Origin of the sequence: Klebsiella sp. BIGb0149, from assembly GCF_004362605.1 — a bacterium.
Lineage (GTDB): Bacteria > Pseudomonadota > Gammaproteobacteria > Enterobacterales > Enterobacteriaceae > Klebsiella > Klebsiella terrigena.
Genome location: NZ_SNYG01000006.1, coordinates 161,619 through 178,761 on the forward strand (window position 1 = coordinate 161,619; position 17,143 = coordinate 178,761).

A 17,143-nucleotide genomic window follows, 5' to 3' on the forward strand; every position below is an offset into this window, starting at 1 on the left:
CACTTTATTTACGTTTTATTCACATCCTGCGCGGAATTCGCTCGGGCTGGCGCCGGTGCATTTTTTAAATACCCGCGAGAAATAGAGCTGATCTTCAAAGCCAACGTTGCGTCCCACCGTCGCGATGGGCATTCGCGTGGTGCTCAGCAGCAGCTTGGCCTGGCTGATGCGCTGATCTTCCCGCCACCCCAGCACGCTGATGCCCAGCTGCTGGCGGAACAGGTGCGACAGCCGCGACGGCGACAGGCAGACGTGCTGGGCGACGCTGGCAATATCAAAATGGCTGTCCGCCAGGCGATCGCTAATGTACTGGCAGGCGTCGCGAACCCGGTTATCCAGCGGCGGATAGAGGGATTCGTTAATCGCCTCCATGCGCCGCAGCAGCAGCTGTTCCAGCAGATTGATCGCCAGCAGCTCAGAGTAGCGCCCGGCCCCCTGCCCGGCGTCGACGATCTGGCCGAAAAGCTCGCCAAAGCGCGCCTGCCACTGCTCATCGGGACGGAAAAATCCGGTGTGGGCGAAAATCGTCGGCCAGTTCAGCCACTCATGCCAGTAGGCCCGCGGGCGGAAGTAGACCCACTGGTGATACCACTCGCGGGCATCCGGGTGGCGGCCGTAGTGATGAATTTCCCCCGGAGGGAAGAGTAGAATATCGCCAGGCCGGCAGACAAACTGTTCGTCCTGGTTGTTGATCACCCCTTCCCCGCGGATCGTCAGATTGAGGATGAAGCCCTTCATGCCGAGCGGGCGGTCAATAAAGAAATCCAGATAGCCTTCCGCATCAATCGGCGTCAGCCCCGTCACCAGGTGGGCGTTAAAAGAGTAGCCCGGTAGCAAAGGATCGTTTTGTGTTTCAGCCATAAACTCAGCTCTCCCGGAGAGGTACTGGACACCAATTGTCCATATTCGTTATTTTATCGCTAAGCGCGCTTCCCGTAATGGGATGCGGGTTGAAATTCGAATTAAAACCCGCCTGACTTCAGCAAAAATCGACAACAACGCTCAATGTAAGCCATTCCAGCGCATAACAAAAGTGTCTATAAATACGGCAGGAAAGTCCACATTGAATATTTGCACGGCGTCACACTTTGCGATGGCATAGCAATATAATCCATAAGATTAGCGAATACGGCCTGACGGTTTTTCCTGAGGATATCTACTGTTTCACCATGAATGGTTTTCAGCATGGAGTAACAGCATGGCAATTGCGATTGGCCTCGATTTTGGTAGTGATTCAGTTCGCGCTCTGGCGGTGGAATGCGCCACCGGCGAAGAGCTCGCCTCCGGCGTAGAGTGGTACCCGCGCTGGCAGGAGGGGCTGTTTTGCGACGCCCCGAATAATCAGTTTCGCCACCACCCGCGTGATTACATTGAATCAATGGAAGCCGCGCTGAAAAGCGTGCTGGCGCTGCTGAGCCCCGAGCAGCGCGCCGCCGTCGTCGGTATCGGCGTTGACAGCACCGGCTCGACGCCGGCGCCGATTGACGCCGACGGCAACGTGCTGGCCCTGCGGGAAGAGTTCGCTAACAACCCGAATGCGATGTTCGTGCTGTGGAAAGACCATACCTCGGTGGAAGAGGCGGAGGCCATCACCCGCCTGTGCCACCAGCCGGGCAAAGAGGACTACTCCCGCTATATCGGCGGCATCTACTCCAGCGAATGGTTCTGGGCCAAGATCCTCCACGTCACCCGTCAGGATAGCGCCGTTGCGCAGGCAGCATCCTCATGGATTGAGCTGTGCGACTGGGTTCCGGCGCTGCTCTCCGCGACCACCCGCCCGCAGGATATTCGCCGCGGCCGCTGCAGCGCCGGGCACAAATCCCTGTGGCACGCCGACTGGGGCGGCCTGCCGCCGGCCAGCTTCTTCGACGAACTCGACCCGATTATCAATCAGCACCTCAGCTGGCCGCTGTTTAGCGACACCTGGACCGCCGACGTGCCGGTCGGCACGCTCAGCGCCGAATGGGCGCAGCGCCTGGGCCTGGCGGAAACGGTGACCATCTCCGGCGGCGCCTTCGACTGCCATATGGGCGCGGTGGGCGCCGGCGCGCAGCCGAATACGCTGGTTAAGGTTATCGGCACCTCCACCTGCGACATCCTCATTGCCGATAAGCACAGCGTTGGCTCCCGCACGGTGAAAGGCATCTGCGGCCAGGTCGACGGCAGCGTAGTGCCCGATTTTATCGGTCTGGAAGCCGGGCAGTCGGCCTTTGGCGATATCTACGCCTGGTTTGGCCGCATTCTCGGCTGGCCGCTGGAGCAGCTGGCGCTTGCCCATCCGGAGCTGAAAGAGCCGATCCGCGCCAGCCAGAAGCAGCTGCTGCCGGCGCTGACCGAGGCGTGGGCGAAAAATCCCTCCCTCGACCATCTGCCGGTGGTGCTGGACTGGTTCAACGGACGGCGCACCCCAAACGCTAACCAGCGCCTGAAAGGCGTAATAACCGATCTGAATCTCGCCACCGATGCGCCGGCGCTGTTTGGCGGCCTGGTGGCGGCAACCGCCTTCGGCGCGCGCGCCATTATGGAGTGCTTCACCGACCAGGGGATCCCGGTCAACAACGTGATGGCGCTGGGCGGCATCGCGCGCAAAAACCCGGTCATCATGCAGGCCTGCTGCGACGTGCTGAACCGCCCGCTGCAGATTGTCGCCTCCGATCAGTGCTGTGCGCTGGGTGCGGCCATCTTTGCCGCCGTCTCCGCCGGCGTGTATCGCGATATTCCAACGGCCCAGCAGCATATGGCAAGCCGGGTCGAAAGCACCCTGCAGCCGCGTCCGGCCGAGGCACAGCGCTTCGAACAGCTCTATCAGCGCTACCAGCAATGGTCAGTCAGCGCTGAACAACAGTATCTCCCTTCGGCTGCACGGGCGGAAAAAGCCTCGCAATCTCAGCCAGCTCTCACCCATTAAGGACACCAAAATGACGATTTTTGCTAACTATGAAGTCTGGTTCGTGATTGGCAGCCAGCATCTGTACGGCGCGGAAGCGCTGCGTCAGGTCACAAAGCATGCCGAGCACGTGGTGAACAGCCTGAACGCCGAGGCAAAACTGCCGTGCCGGCTGGTATTAAAGCCGCTGGGCACCACGCCGGACGAAATCACCCACATCTGCCGCGACGCTAACTACGATGATAAATGCGCCGGCATGGTGGTGTGGCTGCACACCTTCTCTCCGGCCAAGATGTGGATTAACGGCCTGACCATCCTCAATAAACCGCTGCTGCAGTTCCACACCCAGTACAACGCGTCGCTGCCGTGGGACAGCATCGATATGGACTTTATGAACCTCAACCAGACCGCGCACGGCGGCCGCGAGTTCGGCTTTATTGGCGCCCGTATGCGCCAGCAGCATAGCGTGGTGACCGGCCACTGGCAGGATCGCGACGCCCATGAGCGCATCGGCTCGTGGATGCGCCAGGCGGTCTCGAAGCAGGATACCCGTCATCTGAAAGTCTGCCGCTTTGGCGATAACATGCGCGAAGTGGCGGTCACCGATGGCGATAAGGTCGCCGCGCAGATCAAATTCGGCTTCTCGGTCAATACCTGGCCGGTGGGCGATCTGGTGCAGGTGGTCAACGACGTCAGCGAAGGCGATATCAGCGCCCTGGTTGATGAGTATGAAAGCAGCTACCGCCTGACCGCGGCGGCGCAGGTCCGCGGCGATAAGCGGCAGAACGTTCTCGATGCCGCGAGTATCGAGCTGGGAATGCAGCGCTTCCTGCAGCAGGGCGGCTTCCACGCCTTCACCACTACCTTTGAAGATTTACACGGCCTGAAGCAGCTTCCGGGCCTCGCCGTGCAGCGTCTGATGCAGCAGGGCTACGGCTTTGCGGGCGAAGGCGACTGGAAAACCGCCGCCCTGCTTCGCATCATGAAGGTGATGTCAACCGGTCTGCAGGGCGGCACCTCCTTTATGGAGGATTACACCTACCACTTCGACAACGGCAACGATCTGGTGCTCGGCTCGCATATGCTGGAGGTCTGCCCAACCATCTCCACGGCGGAAAAACCGATCCTCGACGTCCAGCCGCTGGGCATCGGCGGTAAAGCCGACCCTGCGCGCCTGATCTTCAACACCCAGACCGGCCCGGCGATCGTCGCCAGCCTGATCGATCTCGGCGATCGCTATCGCCTGCTGGTTAACACCGTTGAAACGGTGCCGACCCCGCACGAACTGCCGAAGCTGCCGGTTGCCAACGCGCTGTGGAAAGCGCAGCCGGATCTCCGCACCGCCTCCGAAGCCTGGATCATTGCCGGCGGCGCGCACCATACGGTCTTCAGCCACTCCCTGACGCTCGACGATATGCGCCAGTTTGCGGAGCTGCAGGATATCGAGCTGACCGTCATTGATAGCGAAACCCGCCTGCCTTCTTTCAAAGACGCGCTGCGCTGGAACGAAGTTTATTACGCCGGTAAACGTTAAGAGGTCGCCCCTTTTCTCCCTCTGCGCCGCGGCAAAGAGGGGAAAAGGGGAAACCGCGCTGACCCGCAATTCGGAGTACACAATGTTAGAAGATCTGAAACGTCAGGTGCTGGAAGCAAACCTCGCGCTGCCCAGGCACAACCTGGTGACCTTAACCTGGGGCAACGTCAGCGCCGTCGACCGCGAGCGCGGCCTGCTGGTGATCAAGCCGTCGGGCGTCGACTATAGCGCGATGAGCGCTGAGGATATGGTGGTGGTGAGCCTCGAAACCGGCGAAGTGGTGGAAGGGAAAAAGAAACCTTCGTCGGATACCCCAACCCATCGCCTGCTGTACCAGGCCTTCCCGACCCTCGGCGGTATCGTCCATACCCATTCGCGCCACGCGACCATCTGGGCGCAGGCGGGCCAGTCGATCCCGGCAACCGGCACCACCCACGCCGACTACTTCTACGGCGCGGTTCCCTGCACCCGCCTGATGACCGACGGCGAAATCAACGGGGAGTATGAGTGGGAAACCGGGCGCGTTATCGTCGAAACCTTCCGCGAGAACGCCATCGACCCGGCGCAAATGCCCGGCGTGCTGGTGCACTCCCACGGCCCGTTCGCGTGGGGCAAAAACGCGGAAGACGCGGTGCATAACGCCATCGTGCTGGAAGAGATCGCCTATATGGGGATTTTCTGCCGCCAGCTGGCGCCGCAGCTGCCGGATATGCAGCAAACCCTGCTGGATAAGCACTATTTGCGCAAGCACGGCGCGAAGGCCTATTACGGGCAGTAGCGTCAAACGCCTGTATAAAACCCCAGCACCTTGTCATCAACCAGGCTATACTCAGGCCTGGTTTGACTTGATGAGAGCGCGGCGTGACTCAGCCACGAGAAGGTTTTTTATTGACCCGTCACTGGCGGGATACCCCCCAGGGCACGGAGCTGACCTTTTGGCTGGCAACCGACGACGGTCCCCTTCAGGTCACCCTGCCGCCGCAGGAGTCCGTGGCCTTTATCCCCGAAGCGCAGCGTGCCCAGGCTGAGCGCCTGCTGCAGGGCGAAAACGGCCTGCGCCTCGCCCCGCTAAGCCTAAAAGACTTTCACCGCCAGCCGGTTTTTGGCCTTTACTGCCGCGCCCATCGCCAGCTGATGCGCCTGGAAAAGAAGCTGCGCGAACAGGGCGTTACCGTCTACGAAGGCGATATCCGCCCGCCGGAACGCTATCTGATGGAGCGCTTTATTACCGCTCCGGTTTGGGTCGAAGGCGAAGCGCGCGGCGCAGGGTTGATCAACGCCCGCATGAAGGCCAGCCCGCACTACCGACCGCCGCTGAAGTGGGTCTCGCTGGATATCGAAACCAGCCGCCACGGCGAGCTGTACTGCATCGGCCTGGAGGGCTGCGGCCAGCGGGTTGTCTACATGCTCGGCCCAGAGCCGGCGGCCGCTCCCGCGGTTGATTTTCAGCTGGAGTATGTCGCCAGCCGCCCGCAGCTGCTGGAAAAGCTCAACGCCTGGTTTGCCGCCCACGACCCGGACATCCTGATCGGCTGGAACGTGGTGCAGTTCGACCTGCGCGTGCTGCAAAAACACGCCGAGCGCTACCGTATTCCGCTGCTGCTCGGCCGCGGCAACAGCGAGCTGGAGTGGCGCGAGCACGGTTTTAAAAATGGCGTATTCTTCGCCCAGGCCAGCGGGCGGCTGATTATCGACGGCATTGAGGCGCTGAAATCCGCGTTCTGGAGCTTCCCCTCTTTTTCACTTGAGGCGGTAGCGCGCGAGCTGCTGGGTGAAGGCAAAGCCATCGATAATCCCTGGGATCGGATGGACGAAATCGACCGCCGCTTCAGCGAGGATAAGCCGGCGCTGGCAACCTACAACCTGCAGGACTGCGAGCTGGTGACGCGCATCTTCCAGAAAACGGAGATCGTGCCCTTTCTGCTGGAGCGCGCCACGGTTAACGGCCTGCCTGCCGACCGCCACGGCGGGTCGGTGGCCGCCTTTAGCCACCTCTATTTTCCACGCATGCACCGGCTGGGCTACGTTGCGCCCAATCTCGGCGAAGTGCCGCCGCAGGCCAGCCCCGGCGGCTACGTGATGGACTCCCGCCCCGGCCTGTACGATTCGGTGCTGGTGCTGGACTACAAAAGCCTGTACCCCTCGATTATCCGCACCTTCCTGATTGACCCGGTGGGGCTCGTCGAAGGCGGCGCCTTGCCCGACGACGAGCACAGCACCGAAGGCTTTCTCGGCGCGCGCTTCTCCCGCGAGAAGCACTGTCTGCCGGATATCGTCGGCCAGATTTGGCACGGGCGCGACGACGCCAAGCGGCATAAAAACAAGCCGCTGTCGCAGGCGTTGAAGATCATTATGAACGCCTTTTACGGCGTGCTCGGCACCAGCGCCTGTCGCTTTTTCGACCCGCGGCTGGCCTCGTCAATCACCATGCGCGGCCACGCCATCATGCGCCAGACCAAAGCGCTGATTGAGTCGCAGGGCTATGACGTTATCTACGGCGACACCGACTCCACCTTTGTCTGGCTCAGGCGCGCCCATGATGAACAAGAGGCGGCGAAAATCGGCCGGTCGCTGGTGGCTTACGTCAACAGCTGGTGGGCCACCGAGCTGGGGAAATCGCGCCTCACCAGCACCCTCGAGCTGGAGTTTGAAACCCACTTCTGCCGCTTTTTAATGCCGACCATCCGCGGCGCCGATACCGGCAGCAAAAAGCGCTACGCCGGAATGATTCAGGAGGCGCAGGAGCAGAGAATGGTCTTTAAAGGGCTGGAGACGGTGCGAACCGACTGGACGCCGCTGGCCCAGCAGTTTCAGCAGGAGCTGTACCTGCGCATTTTCCGCAACCAGCCCTATCGCGACTACGTCCTGGAGACGATTAATCGGCTGATGAACGGCGAGCTCGACGATCGGCTGATCTACCGTAAGCGGCTGCGCCGGCCGCTGGCGGAATATCAGCGCAACGTTCCGCCGCACGTCCGCGCGGCAAGGCTCGCCGACGAGCACAACGTCAGGCTGGGCAGGCCGCAGCAGTACCAGCAGCGCGGCAGCATCAAATATGTCTGGACCATCGGCGGGCCGGAGCCGGTCGATTATCAGCAGTCGCCGCTCGATTACGAGCACTATTTGTCGAAACAATTACAGCCGGTCGCGGAAGGAATACTTCCCTTTGTCGACGATGATTTTGCTACAATAGTGACAGGGCAGCTGGGGCTATTTTGACAGGTGACTATCACCGCGGCATCCAGTACCATAGCGCCCTTTCCACTCCTGGACCCAATCTTGATCCCTCTCCAGCCTATTCGGAGATGATCAACTATTGCCTGCAATTTAAGAACTAAAGAGCCGAACACATATGCCTTTTACACTTGGTCAACGCTGGATTAGCGACACAGAGAGCGAACTGGGATTAGGGACGGTCGTAGCGCTGGATGCGCGCATGGTTACCCTTCTTTTCCCCGCCATCGGCGAAAATCGTCTGTACGCACGCAACGACTCCCCGATCACCCGCGTGATGTTTAATCCGGGCGACACCATCACCAGCCACGAAGGCTGGCAGCTCCAGGTTGACGAAGTTAATGAAGAGAACGGCCTGCTGGCCTATACCGGTACCCGTCTGGATACCGAGGAAGCCAACGTGGTTCTGCGTGAAGTGCTGCTCGACAGCAAGCTGGTTTTCAGCAAGCCGCAGGATCGCCTGTTCGCCGGGCAGATCGACCGTATGGACCGCTTTGCGCTGCGCTACCGCGCGCGTAAATATCAGAGCGAGCAGTACCGGATGCCGTGGAGCGGCCTGCGCGGCCAGCGCACCAGCCTGATCCCGCACCAGCTGCACATCGCCCACGACGTTGGCCGTCGCCACGCCCCGCGCGTGCTGCTGGCGGATGAGGTCGGGCTCGGTAAAACCATCGAAGCCGGGATGATCCTGCATCAGCAGCTGCTGGCCGGCGCCGCCGAGCGCGTGCTGATCGTCGTCCCGGAAACCCTGCAGCACCAGTGGCTGGTCGAAATGCTGCGCCGCTTCAACCTGCGCTTCTCGCTGTTTGACGACGAGCGCTACGCCGAAGCGCAGCACGACGCTTATAATCCGTTTGAAACCGAGCAGCTGGTGATCTGCTCCCTGGACTTCGTGCGCCGCAGCAAGCAGCGCCTTGAGCACCTGTGCGACGCCGAATGGGATCTGATGATCGTCGATGAGGCGCACCACCTGGTGTGGAGCGAAGATGCGCCGAGCCGTGAATACCAGGCCATTGAACAGCTGGCCGAGCGCGTGCCGGGGATCCTCCTGCTGACCGCCACGCCGGAGCAGCTGGGAATGGAGAGCCATTTCGCCCGTTTGCGCCTGCTGGATCCAAACCGTTTCCACGACTTTGCCCAGTTCGTTGAAGAGCAGCAGAACTACCGCCCGGTGGCCGACGCCGTCGCCCTGCTGCTGGCAGGCAACAGGCTGAGCGATGCCGATCTGAATATGCTCGGCGAGCTGATCGGCGAGCAGGATATCGAGCCGCTGCTGCAGACCGCCAACAGCGATCGCGACGGAGCCCAGTCCGCGCGTCAGGAGCTGGTCTCCATGCTCATGGACCGCCACGGCACCAGCCGCGTTCTGTTCCGTAACACCCGTAACGGCGTGAAAGGCTTCCCGAAACGCGAACTGCACACCATTCGCCTGCCGCTGCCGATGCAGTACCAGACGGCCATCAAGGTCTCCGGCATTATGGGCGCGCGTAAAACCGCCGAAGAGCGCGCTCGCGACATGCTCTATCCGGAGCAGATCTATCAGGAGTTTGAAGGCGATAGCGGAACCTGGTGGAACTTCGACCCGCGCGTCGAGTGGCTGATGGGCCACCTGACCAGCCACCGTTCGCAGAAGGTGCTGGTGATCTGCGCGAAAGCCGCCACCGCGCTGCAGCTGGAACAGGTGCTGCGCGAGCGTGAAGGTATTCGCGCTGCGGTCTTCCACGAAGGCATGTCGATCATCGAACGCGACCGCGCCGCCGCGTGGTTTGCCGAAGAGGACACCGGCGCGCAGGTGCTGCTGTGTTCTGAAATTGGCTCCGAAGGCCGCAACTTCCAGTTCGCCAGCAACCTGGTGATGTTCGATCTGCCGTTTAACCCGGATCTGCTGGAGCAGCGTATTGGCCGTCTGGACCGTATCGGCCAGGCGCACGATATTCAGATCCACGTGCCGTACCTGGAAAGAACCGCCCAGTCGGTGCTGGTCCGCTGGTATCACGAAGGGCTTGATGCCTTCGAGCACACCTGCCCGACCGGCCGTACCGTTTACGATAGCGTCCATGACCAGCTGATTAACTATCTTGCCGCGCCGGAAACCACCGACGGCTTCGACGAGCTGATTAAATCCTGCCGCCAGCAGCACGATGCGCTGAAAGCGCAGCTGGAGCAGGGCCGCGACCGCCTGCTGGAGATCCACTCTAACGGCGGCGAAGGGGCGCTGGCGCTCGCCGAAAGCATTGAAGAGCAGGATGACGACACCAGCCTGATCGCCTTTGCCATGAACCTGTTTGATATCGTCGGCGTCAACCAGGACGATCGCGGCGAGAACCTGATCGTGCTGACCCCGTCCGATCATATGCTGGTTCCGGACTTCCCGGGCCTGCCGGAAGACGGCTGCACCATCACCTTTGAGCGCGACGTCGCGCTCTCCCGCGAAGACGCGCAGTTCGTCACCTGGGAGCATCCGCTGATTATCAACGGCCTGGACCTGATCCTCTCCGGCGATACCGGCAGCAGCACCATCTCGCTGCTGAAGAACAAGGCGCTGCCGGTCGGCACGCTGCTGCTCGAGCTGATTTACGTCGTCGAAGCGCAGGCGCCGAAGCAGCTGCAGCTTAATCGCTTCCTGCCGGCCACGCCGGTGCGTATGCTGCTGGATAAGAACGGCAACAACCTCGCCGGCCAGGTGGAGTTCGAGAGCTTCAACCGCCAGCTGAGCGCCGTTAACCGCCATACCGGCAGCAAGCTGGTCAACGCGGTGCAGCAGGACGTTCACGCGATCCTCCAGCTCGGCGAAGCGCAGGTCGCTAAAGCCGCTCAGGCGCTAATCGACGCGGCGCGCGATGAGGCTAACGACAAGCTGTCGGCGGAGCTGTCGCGTCTGGAAGCGCTTAAGGCGGTGAACCCGAACATCCGCGATGACGAACTGTCGGCCATTGAGAGCAACCGTCAACAGGTGATGGATGCGCTGTCCCAGGCCGGCTGGCGTCTCGATGCGCTGCGCTTAATCGTCGTCACTCACCAGTAACGGAACGCGAATATGGCGATGGAAAACTACAATCCGCCGCAGGACCCCTGGCTGGTTATCCTCTATCAGGATGAGCACATTATGGTGGTCAACAAGCCGAGCGGCCTGTTGTCCGTGCCGGGGCGGCTGGAGGAGCATAAAGACAGCGTGATGACGCGCGTGCAGCGCGACTTTCCGCAGGCCGAGTCGGTTCACCGGCTGGATATGGCCACCAGCGGCGTGATTGTGGTGGCGCTGACCAAAGCGGCGGAGCGCGAGCTGAAGCGTCAGTTTCGCGAGCGTGAGCCGAAGAAGCAGTACGTCGCCCGCGTGTGGGGTCACCCGCAGAAAGCAGAAGGCCTGGTGGATTTGCCGCTGATTTGCGACTGGCCGAACCGGCCAAAGCAGAAGGTGTGCTACGAAACCGGCAAGGCGGCGCAAACCGAGTATGAGGTGCTGGAGTACGCGGATGATAACAGCGCCCGCGTGCGCCTGAAGCCGATTACCGGGCGTTCGCACCAGCTGCGCGTGCATATGCTGGCCCTCGGTCACCCGATTCTCGGCGACCGCTTTTATGCGACGCCGGAAGCGCTGGCTATGGCCCCGCGCCTGCTGCTGCACGCGGAGATGCTGACCATCACCCATCCCGCTTTCGGCAACGCGATGACCTTCCGCGCGCCGGTCGACTTCTGACGGCGGGTTTCTGACTTCAGGTTTCCCGGGCCGGCTTAAACGCCTTGCCCGGGAAACCCCGCCCCGCCCCTGCGCTAAGCGCAGCAGGAACGGGGCTCCTCACGCTATCATCCGTTAGTCGCGGGCAAACCACGCGTCAATCATCTGCTCTACGTGAGCGGCCGACGGCTGCGGCTGGCGATCGTTGCTCTCAGCGGCGGACGGGCGGCCCTGCAGGCCGTCCGCCGGGCAAATCACTTCGATATTCCATAAACGCCCCAGCGGATGGGATTGCGTCAGCTCCGTGCAAAGCGCGTTAATTTCACTGGCAGAGTGCTCAACGCACCACAGCGCTTCCGGCCCGGTTGGCAGCCACTGCACCTGGCGGTCCAGCGTTTGCCAGCGGTGTTTCCACAGCAGCTGATCGAAAGCCTGCAGCGCCACGCCCATCATATTGCGATAGCGGATGCTGTCTTTCTCCGCGCCCGGCGTCACCAGGGTGAGCGAAATAACCGGCTGCTGATAATGGGTTAACAACTCGCTCTGACGAGCTTCACGCTGCGCTTTCACCGCCAGCTGGGTTTCTACGCTGGCGCCCGCACGGGCGGGAGTATCCACGGACATTAATTCCTCTCCTTCACTGAATAAAATAACGGCGGCAGGGCTGCCGTCGCGATAACGGATTTCGCTGCTGATTGTATCGCTAAATGAACAGAATTTAGGATACAGGACAAAGAAATTTTCTTCGTCCTGTGGAGGGAAATAGCAGTTTTTCCTGTTAGCACAGAACTAAATCACGCCATAAAGTGACTCAGAAACAGCAGGCCCAGAGAGACATTGATCGCTCCACCGATGCGGGTGGCGATTTGGGCGAACGGCATCAGGTTCATTCGGTTGCCGGAGGTGAGGATCGCCACGTCGCCGGTCCCACCCTGGCCGCTCTGGCAGCAGGAGACGATCGCCACGTCGATCGGATGCATGCCGATTTTTTTACCGACAAAGAATCCGGTCGCCACCAGCGCGGAGACGGTGCTGATAATCACCAGCAGATTGGTGATAGTAAAGGCGTTAACCAGCTCCTGCCACGGCGTAATCGCGACGCCAACGGCAAACAGAATCGGATAGGTCACCGCCGTGCGGAAGAACTTATACACCACCTGTGAGCCCTCCTGCAGGCGCGGCGATACGCCGTTAGCCAGCTTCAGCAGCACCGCCAGGAACAGCATCCCCACCGGCGCCGGCAGGCCAATCATCTTTTGCCCCAGCATCCCCAGCATATAGAGCAGTACCGCCAGCAGCGCTCCGGACGCCAGCGTCGCCACGTCCGTTTTGCCGTCAGAGCTTTCGTCGCCGACGCTTTCACGATGCGTTTCGTTGCTGCGGTTCGGCATCAGCTGGCCTTCGCCGGTCAGATGCGGGAAGCGCTTGCCCAGCTGGTTCAGGCTGCCGGAGATGACAATCGCCGTCAGGCTGCCCAGCATGACCATCGGCAGGACGCGGCCCAGCGCAACGCCCTGATCCATATGCATCAGCGCGGCGTAGCCAATCGACAGCGGTATCGCCCCTTCCCCTACGCCGCCGGCCATAATCGGCAGGACGATAAAGAAGAAGACCTGGAACGGCTCCAGGCCCAGCGCGGTCCCGACGCCAACGCCAACCAGCATGCCGACAACTTCACCGCACAGCATCGGGAAGAAAATGCGCAGGAACCCCTGAATCAGCGTGGTGCGGTTCATGCTCATAATGCTGCCGACGATAATGCAGCAGATGTAGAGATAGAGAATATTGGTCGACTTGTAGAATTTGGTGGTGGATTCCACCACCACGTCCGGCAGCAGGCCGTAATGAACCAGCGCCGAGGGAATAAAGGTCGCGCAGATCGCCGCCGCGCCGAGCTTGCCGAGAACCGGCAGGCGCTTGCCAAACTCACCGCAGGCGAAGCCAAAAAAGGCCAGCGTCGCCACCATCACCACAATGTCGCTCGGCAGCTTGCCGCCCAGACAGTCCAGGGCAATTAAGCCCCCGGCCAGCAGGAACAGCGGCAGCGGGATAATCCCGACTTTGCGGTTGTCCATAACGTGCCACCAGCGCTGCTTCAGCGTGGCCTTTGGGGTATCGATGGGGTCGAGGGTCGCAGAGAATGCATCGTCAGTGGTGCTCATAGGTTTAGCCCTTTAGTTATTATTCATCTTCAGACTAGGGGGGAATAAGCCGACTTAATGTGAGGGTTGCCAGATTAAAAATGAAGTTTTAATGGGCACTATGGTTTTTATGGTTTCTATTCCCGGCGTGATATATCTCTGATTTATTAGCGTGGTTTTTATGGTTTTTTGTCGCAGCCCTGGAGATCATTTATAAATAGGCTTCGCGGATCGATTCTGTTCCCTGACCCCGGCGTAAGCGGCCGCTCGTGACTTGCCCGCCTTACTGAGACTCTGTACGAGGCCTATGAAAGTTTCCTTTCAATTTAAGCTGTTTATTTCCCTGGTGGCATTTTTCTCGATCCTCTTTGCCCTGCTGGGCGTGTATTACTATTTCGATGCCAGCCATCAGCTTTATCAGGAAATGAGCACCCGCGCCAAAATACAGGCCGAAGAGATTGCCCTGATGCCCAATTTACGCCAGCAGGTTGCCCGCAGGGATCCGCAGGCGATAAACGCCTTTATGCAGGAAATCGCCGCCCACAGCGACGCCAGCTTTATTGTTGTTGGCGACGCGCGGGGCGTGCATCTGTTCCACTCCGTGCACCCGGAGTGGGTCGGCACCCGGCTGGTTGGCGGCGATAATCAGGCGGTGCTGGATGGGAAAACCATTACCACCATCCGCAAAGGCGGGCTCGGGATTTCGCTGCGCAGCAAGGCGCCGGTGCGTGACGACGCGGGTCGGGTGGTGGGGATTGTTTCCGTCGGCTATCTGACCAGCTACCTCGACAGCATCACGCTGCAAAAAGTCATCAATATCTTCGTCGCCGCCGTGCTGCTGCTGGTTGCGCTGTTTATCTTCTCCTGGTACTTCACCCGCAGCATCAAGAAGCAGATCTTCTCCCTCGAGCCGCGGGAAATCGGCCTGCTGGTGCGCCAGCAAAAGGCGATGATGGAATCGATCTATGAAGGGGTTATCGTTATCGACCACACCCGCCGCATCAAGGTCATTAACCACGCCGCCCGCAGCCTGCTCGGCCTGACCCAGCCCGCGCACCAGCTGCGCGGGCAGTCGATCGATAGCGTCATCGTGCCGCAGCCGTTTTTCGCCAGCGGCGAGATGCTGGAAAGCGACACGCACGACGAGCTATGCCGCTTCAACCAGCTCACCGTCCTCGCCAGCCGGGTGCGCATCATGCTGGAGAACTCGCTGCAGGGCTGGGTGATCACCTTCCGCGACCGGGACGAAATCAACTCCCTTAGCGCCCAGCTCAGCCAGGTGAAACGCTATGTGGATAACCTGCGCATCATGCGCCATGAGCAGCTGAACCGCATGACGACGCTTTCCGGCCTGCTGCACATGGGCCACTACGACGAGGCCATTCGCTATATTCAGGCGCAGTCGGAGCATGCCCAGGAGCTGCTGGACTTTATTTCATCCCGCTTTAGCTCGCCGACGCTCTGCGGCCTGCTGCTGGGTAAGGCCGCCAGGGCGCGGGAGAAAGGCGTCGAGCTGAGCTTCGACCCCGCCTGCCACATCGACCGGCCGCTGCCGTCGTTAATCGAATCGGAGCTCATCTCTATCATCGGCAACCTGCTGGATAACGCCATCGAAGCCACCCAGCGCGCCGAACTGCCGCACGAGCCGGTTGAAGTGCTGATCCAGCTCAACGCCCGGGAGCTGATGATTGAAGTGGCCGATCGCGGCGTCGGCATTCGCCCGGAGATCCGCGATCGAATCTTTGAACGCGGCGTCACCACTAAAACCCGCGGCGATCACGGCATCGGCCTGTATCTTATTGAACACTATGTCACTCAGGCTGGCGGCACCATCGAGGTTGCCGATAACTCGCCGCGCGGGGCCATCTTTACGCTATTTATTCCCGCCGACGGTCCGGCCCACCCGCCACAAGGGGCACACTATGCATCATGACCTGGTCGATGTACTGATCGTCGAAGATGAGAGCGAGCTGGCGCGTCTGCACGCCGAGCTGATTCAAAAACACCCGCGCATGCGGCTGGCAGGCATGGCCGCCTCGCTCACCCAGGCGCGGCAGATGCTCAACGCCAGCCCGCCGCAGCTGGTGCTGCTCGACAACTATTTACCCGACGGTAAGGGGGTGACGCTGATGACCGACCCGCTGCTGGCAAGCGCCAACTGCTCGGTTATCTTTATTACCGCCGCCAGCGACATGGAAACCTGCAGCCTGGCCATTCGCAACGGGGCCTTCGACTACATCCTGAAGCCGGTCTCCTGGAAACGGCTGAGCCAGTCTCTCGAGCGCTTCGTTCAGTTTTACGACCAGCAGCGGGAGTGGAAGATTGTCGATCAGCAAAACGTCGATTCGCTGTACCAGCTGCAGGCGAAAAACTTTCGCGCCGATAGCGGCAGCAAAGGGATTGAGGAAAAAACGCTGGCGCTGGTGCAAAACCTGTTTAGCGGGCGGGAAGAACACTGCTTTTCGGTCGATGAGGTGGTGAACGACGCCGGCCTGAGTAAAACGACCGCTCGCCGCTACCTGGAGCACTGCGTGGAAACGGGCTTTCTGGAAGTGGAAATGCTGTACGGTAAAATTGGCCATCCGCGGCGGATGTACCGCCGCGCCAGGAGCCCGTCCTGAAACCTCTCCCCGGCGGGAGAGGCCGGCAAATCAGAAGCCGCGCTGCTCTTTGACCAGCTCCCAGGCCTTCTGAATATCCTGAGCCTTCTGCTTCGCCATCTCCATCATTTCCGGCGGCAGGCCCTTCGCCACCAGCTTATCCGGATGGTGCTCGCTCATCAGCTTGCGGTAGGCGCGCTTGACGGTTGCCGCGTCGTCGGTCGGCTTCACGCCAAGCACGTTGCAGGCGTCCTCAAGGGTCGGCCCGCGCTGCGCCTGCTGCCAGCCGCCCTGGCCGCGGCCCTGGTACCCGGAGTGCTGCTGCGAACCGCCGCCGAACTGGGCCCCGCCCTGCATCATGCGCAGGAACTGCTCAAACTGGGCGCGAGAGATCCCCAGCTCGTCGGCAATAACGAACAGAACCTCGCGTTCATTAGGGTGTAATTCGCCGTCGGCGAAGGCCGCCTGCAGCTGAATTTCCAGAAACATCCGAATCAAATCAAAGCGGCCGAAACAGACGCTGCGCAGCTGACGCATTTTCTCGCGCAGCGGGTAATCGTCTGATTTCCCTACGCGAAACGCCTGCTGTGCCGCCGTACGCGACTCGCCATGCAAATTCATGCGATCCATCAGGATGCTGGCAACATGAATATCGGCTTCGGTCACGCGTCCTTTCGATTTTGTCAGATGGCCCATCACCTCAAAGGTGGTGGAAAAGAACAGCGACTGCCGCTCCTGCTGGTTAGCAAAAACGTTAATTCGCCGACGGCGCGCGCGATCGAATATATGACCGACCAGTAAGCCCAGCACCACACCCCAGAAGCCCGCGCCCATCATCAGCGCAACCGCAACCCCAATTATTTTTCCCAAATACTGCATAGACTCCCCAATCTTTATGCCGCCAGTTAAGCTATATATGACCGCACGTTACAAAGCACTGACGCTTCGGTCAATTGTGGGACATAGCCTATAATTTGCTTTATCATACTCGTCATTCTACACGGTGCCTAACGCTCGGGATTGAAACGGGCAGGATTAACACTAGCGCGATGAAGATGAGTACGTTAGGCT

The 17,143-nt window shown here is 60.5% G+C and carries 12 protein-coding genes; 8 read left to right on the plus strand and 4 right to left on the minus strand.

What is annotated here, in order from left to right:
• Positions 1 to 15: 15 nt before the first annotated feature.
• Positions 16 to 861 (minus strand): arabinose operon transcriptional regulator AraC, encoded by an 846-nt coding sequence (gene araC / locus EDF75_RS20195; RefSeq protein WP_133600671.1) that lies wholly within the window; start codon positions 859 to 861, stop codon positions 16 to 18.
• Between the two features lie 337 nt (positions 862 to 1,198).
• Between araC and araB the strand changes: the two genes are divergently transcribed.
• The 6 genes from araB (at position 1,199) to rluA (ending at position 11,352) form a co-directional block, all read left to right on the plus strand.
• Complete coding sequence (gene araB / locus EDF75_RS20200; protein ID WP_133600672.1) at positions 1,199 to 2,908, plus strand: ribulokinase; 1,710 nt, start codon at positions 1,199 to 1,201, stop codon at positions 2,906 to 2,908.
• Between the two features lie 10 nt (positions 2,909 to 2,918).
• Entirely contained in the window at positions 2,919 to 4,421 is a 1,503-nt protein-coding gene (araA, locus tag EDF75_RS20205) for an L-arabinose isomerase (protein ID WP_133600673.1), read from the plus strand.
• An 82-nt stretch (positions 4,422 to 4,503) separates the two neighbouring features.
• On the plus strand, positions 4,504 to 5,199 hold the full coding sequence (araD, locus tag EDF75_RS20210) for an L-ribulose-5-phosphate 4-epimerase (protein WP_133600674.1): 696 nt from the start codon (positions 4,504 to 4,506) through the stop codon (positions 5,197 to 5,199).
• 83 nt (positions 5,200 to 5,282) lie between these two features.
• Positions 5,283 to 7,640, plus strand: a complete 2,358-nt coding sequence (gene polB, locus EDF75_RS20215) for a DNA polymerase II (RefSeq protein WP_133600675.1) — start codon at positions 5,283 to 5,285, stop codon at positions 7,638 to 7,640.
• A 133-nt stretch (positions 7,641 to 7,773) separates the two neighbouring features.
• Positions 7,774 to 10,680 (plus strand): RNA polymerase-associated protein RapA, encoded by a 2,907-nt coding sequence (gene rapA, locus EDF75_RS20220; RefSeq protein WP_133600676.1) that lies wholly within the window; start codon positions 7,774 to 7,776, stop codon positions 10,678 to 10,680.
• A gap of 12 nt (positions 10,681 to 10,692) precedes the next feature.
• The gene (gene rluA, locus EDF75_RS20225) at positions 10,693 to 11,352 is read left to right on the plus strand and encodes a bifunctional tRNA pseudouridine(32) synthase/23S rRNA pseudouridine(746) synthase RluA (RefSeq protein WP_041144020.1); all 660 of its coding nucleotides are present in this window, start codon (positions 10,693 to 10,695) and stop codon (positions 11,350 to 11,352) included.
• Positions 11,353 to 11,466: 114 nt separating this feature from the next.
• Here rluA and EDF75_RS20230 read toward each other — a convergent pair whose 3' ends face one another.
• Positions 11,467 to 11,955 carry a citrate lyase holo-[acyl-carrier protein] synthase gene (locus EDF75_RS20230; RefSeq protein ID WP_133600677.1) on the minus strand — a complete coding sequence of 163 codons (489 nt, stop codon included), beginning with the start codon at positions 11,953 to 11,955 and terminating at the stop codon, positions 11,467 to 11,469.
• A gap of 170 nt (positions 11,956 to 12,125) precedes the next feature.
• Positions 12,126 to 13,493, minus strand: coding sequence for a 2-hydroxycarboxylate transporter family protein (locus tag EDF75_RS20235; protein ID WP_133600678.1), 1,368 nt, complete (start codon positions 13,491 to 13,493; stop codon positions 12,126 to 12,128).
• A 286-nt stretch (positions 13,494 to 13,779) separates the two neighbouring features.
• On the opposite strand from EDF75_RS20235, the gene EDF75_RS20240 reads away from it, so the two are divergent.
• Together EDF75_RS20240 and EDF75_RS20245 are read left to right on the plus strand one after the other, a co-directional pair.
• Entirely contained in the window at positions 13,780 to 15,405 is a 1,626-nt protein-coding gene (locus tag EDF75_RS20240) for an ATP-binding protein (protein WP_133600679.1), read from the plus strand.
• Positions 15,395 to 16,093, plus strand: a complete 699-nt coding sequence (locus EDF75_RS20245; RefSeq protein WP_133600680.1) for a response regulator — start codon at positions 15,395 to 15,397, stop codon at positions 16,091 to 16,093. Before EDF75_RS20240 ends, EDF75_RS20245 begins: the two co-directional genes overlap by 11 nt.
• Before the next feature lie 30 nt (positions 16,094 to 16,123).
• Here EDF75_RS20245 and djlA read toward each other — a convergent pair whose 3' ends face one another.
• Positions 16,124 to 16,951 carry a co-chaperone DjlA gene (gene djlA / locus EDF75_RS20250; RefSeq protein WP_133600681.1) on the minus strand — a complete coding sequence of 276 codons (828 nt, stop codon included), beginning with the start codon at positions 16,949 to 16,951 and terminating at the stop codon, positions 16,124 to 16,126.
• Positions 16,952 to 17,143: the final 192 nt, after the last annotated feature.

Coding starts and splice junctions, on each gene's coding strand:
- rapA (WP_133600676.1), top strand. CDS start 7,774: ATGCCTTTTACACTTGGTCAACGCTGGATTAGCGACACAGAGAGCGAA.
- araB (WP_133600672.1), top strand. CDS start 1,199: ATGGCAATTGCGATTGGCCTCGATTTTGGTAGTGATTCAGTTCGCGCT.
- araD (WP_133600674.1), top strand. CDS start 4,504: ATGTTAGAAGATCTGAAACGTCAGGTGCTGGAAGCAAACCTCGCGCTG.
- EDF75_RS20235 (WP_133600678.1), bottom strand. CDS start 13,493: ATGAGCACCACTGACGATGCATTCTCTGCGACCCTCGACCCCATCGAT.
- rluA (WP_041144020.1), top strand. CDS start 10,693: ATGGCGATGGAAAACTACAATCCGCCGCAGGACCCCTGGCTGGTTATC.
- EDF75_RS20240 (WP_133600679.1), top strand. CDS start 13,780: ATGAAAGTTTCCTTTCAATTTAAGCTGTTTATTTCCCTGGTGGCATTT.
- EDF75_RS20245 (WP_133600680.1), top strand. CDS start 15,395: ATGCATCATGACCTGGTCGATGTACTGATCGTCGAAGATGAGAGCGAG.
- araA (WP_133600673.1), top strand. CDS start 2,919: ATGACGATTTTTGCTAACTATGAAGTCTGGTTCGTGATTGGCAGCCAG.
- djlA (WP_133600681.1), bottom strand. CDS start 16,951: ATGCAGTATTTGGGAAAAATAATTGGGGTTGCGGTTGCGCTGATGATG.
- EDF75_RS20230 (WP_133600677.1), bottom strand. CDS start 11,955: ATGTCCGTGGATACTCCCGCCCGTGCGGGCGCCAGCGTAGAAACCCAG.
- araC (WP_133600671.1), bottom strand. CDS start 861: ATGGCTGAAACACAAAACGATCCTTTGCTACCGGGCTACTCTTTTAAC.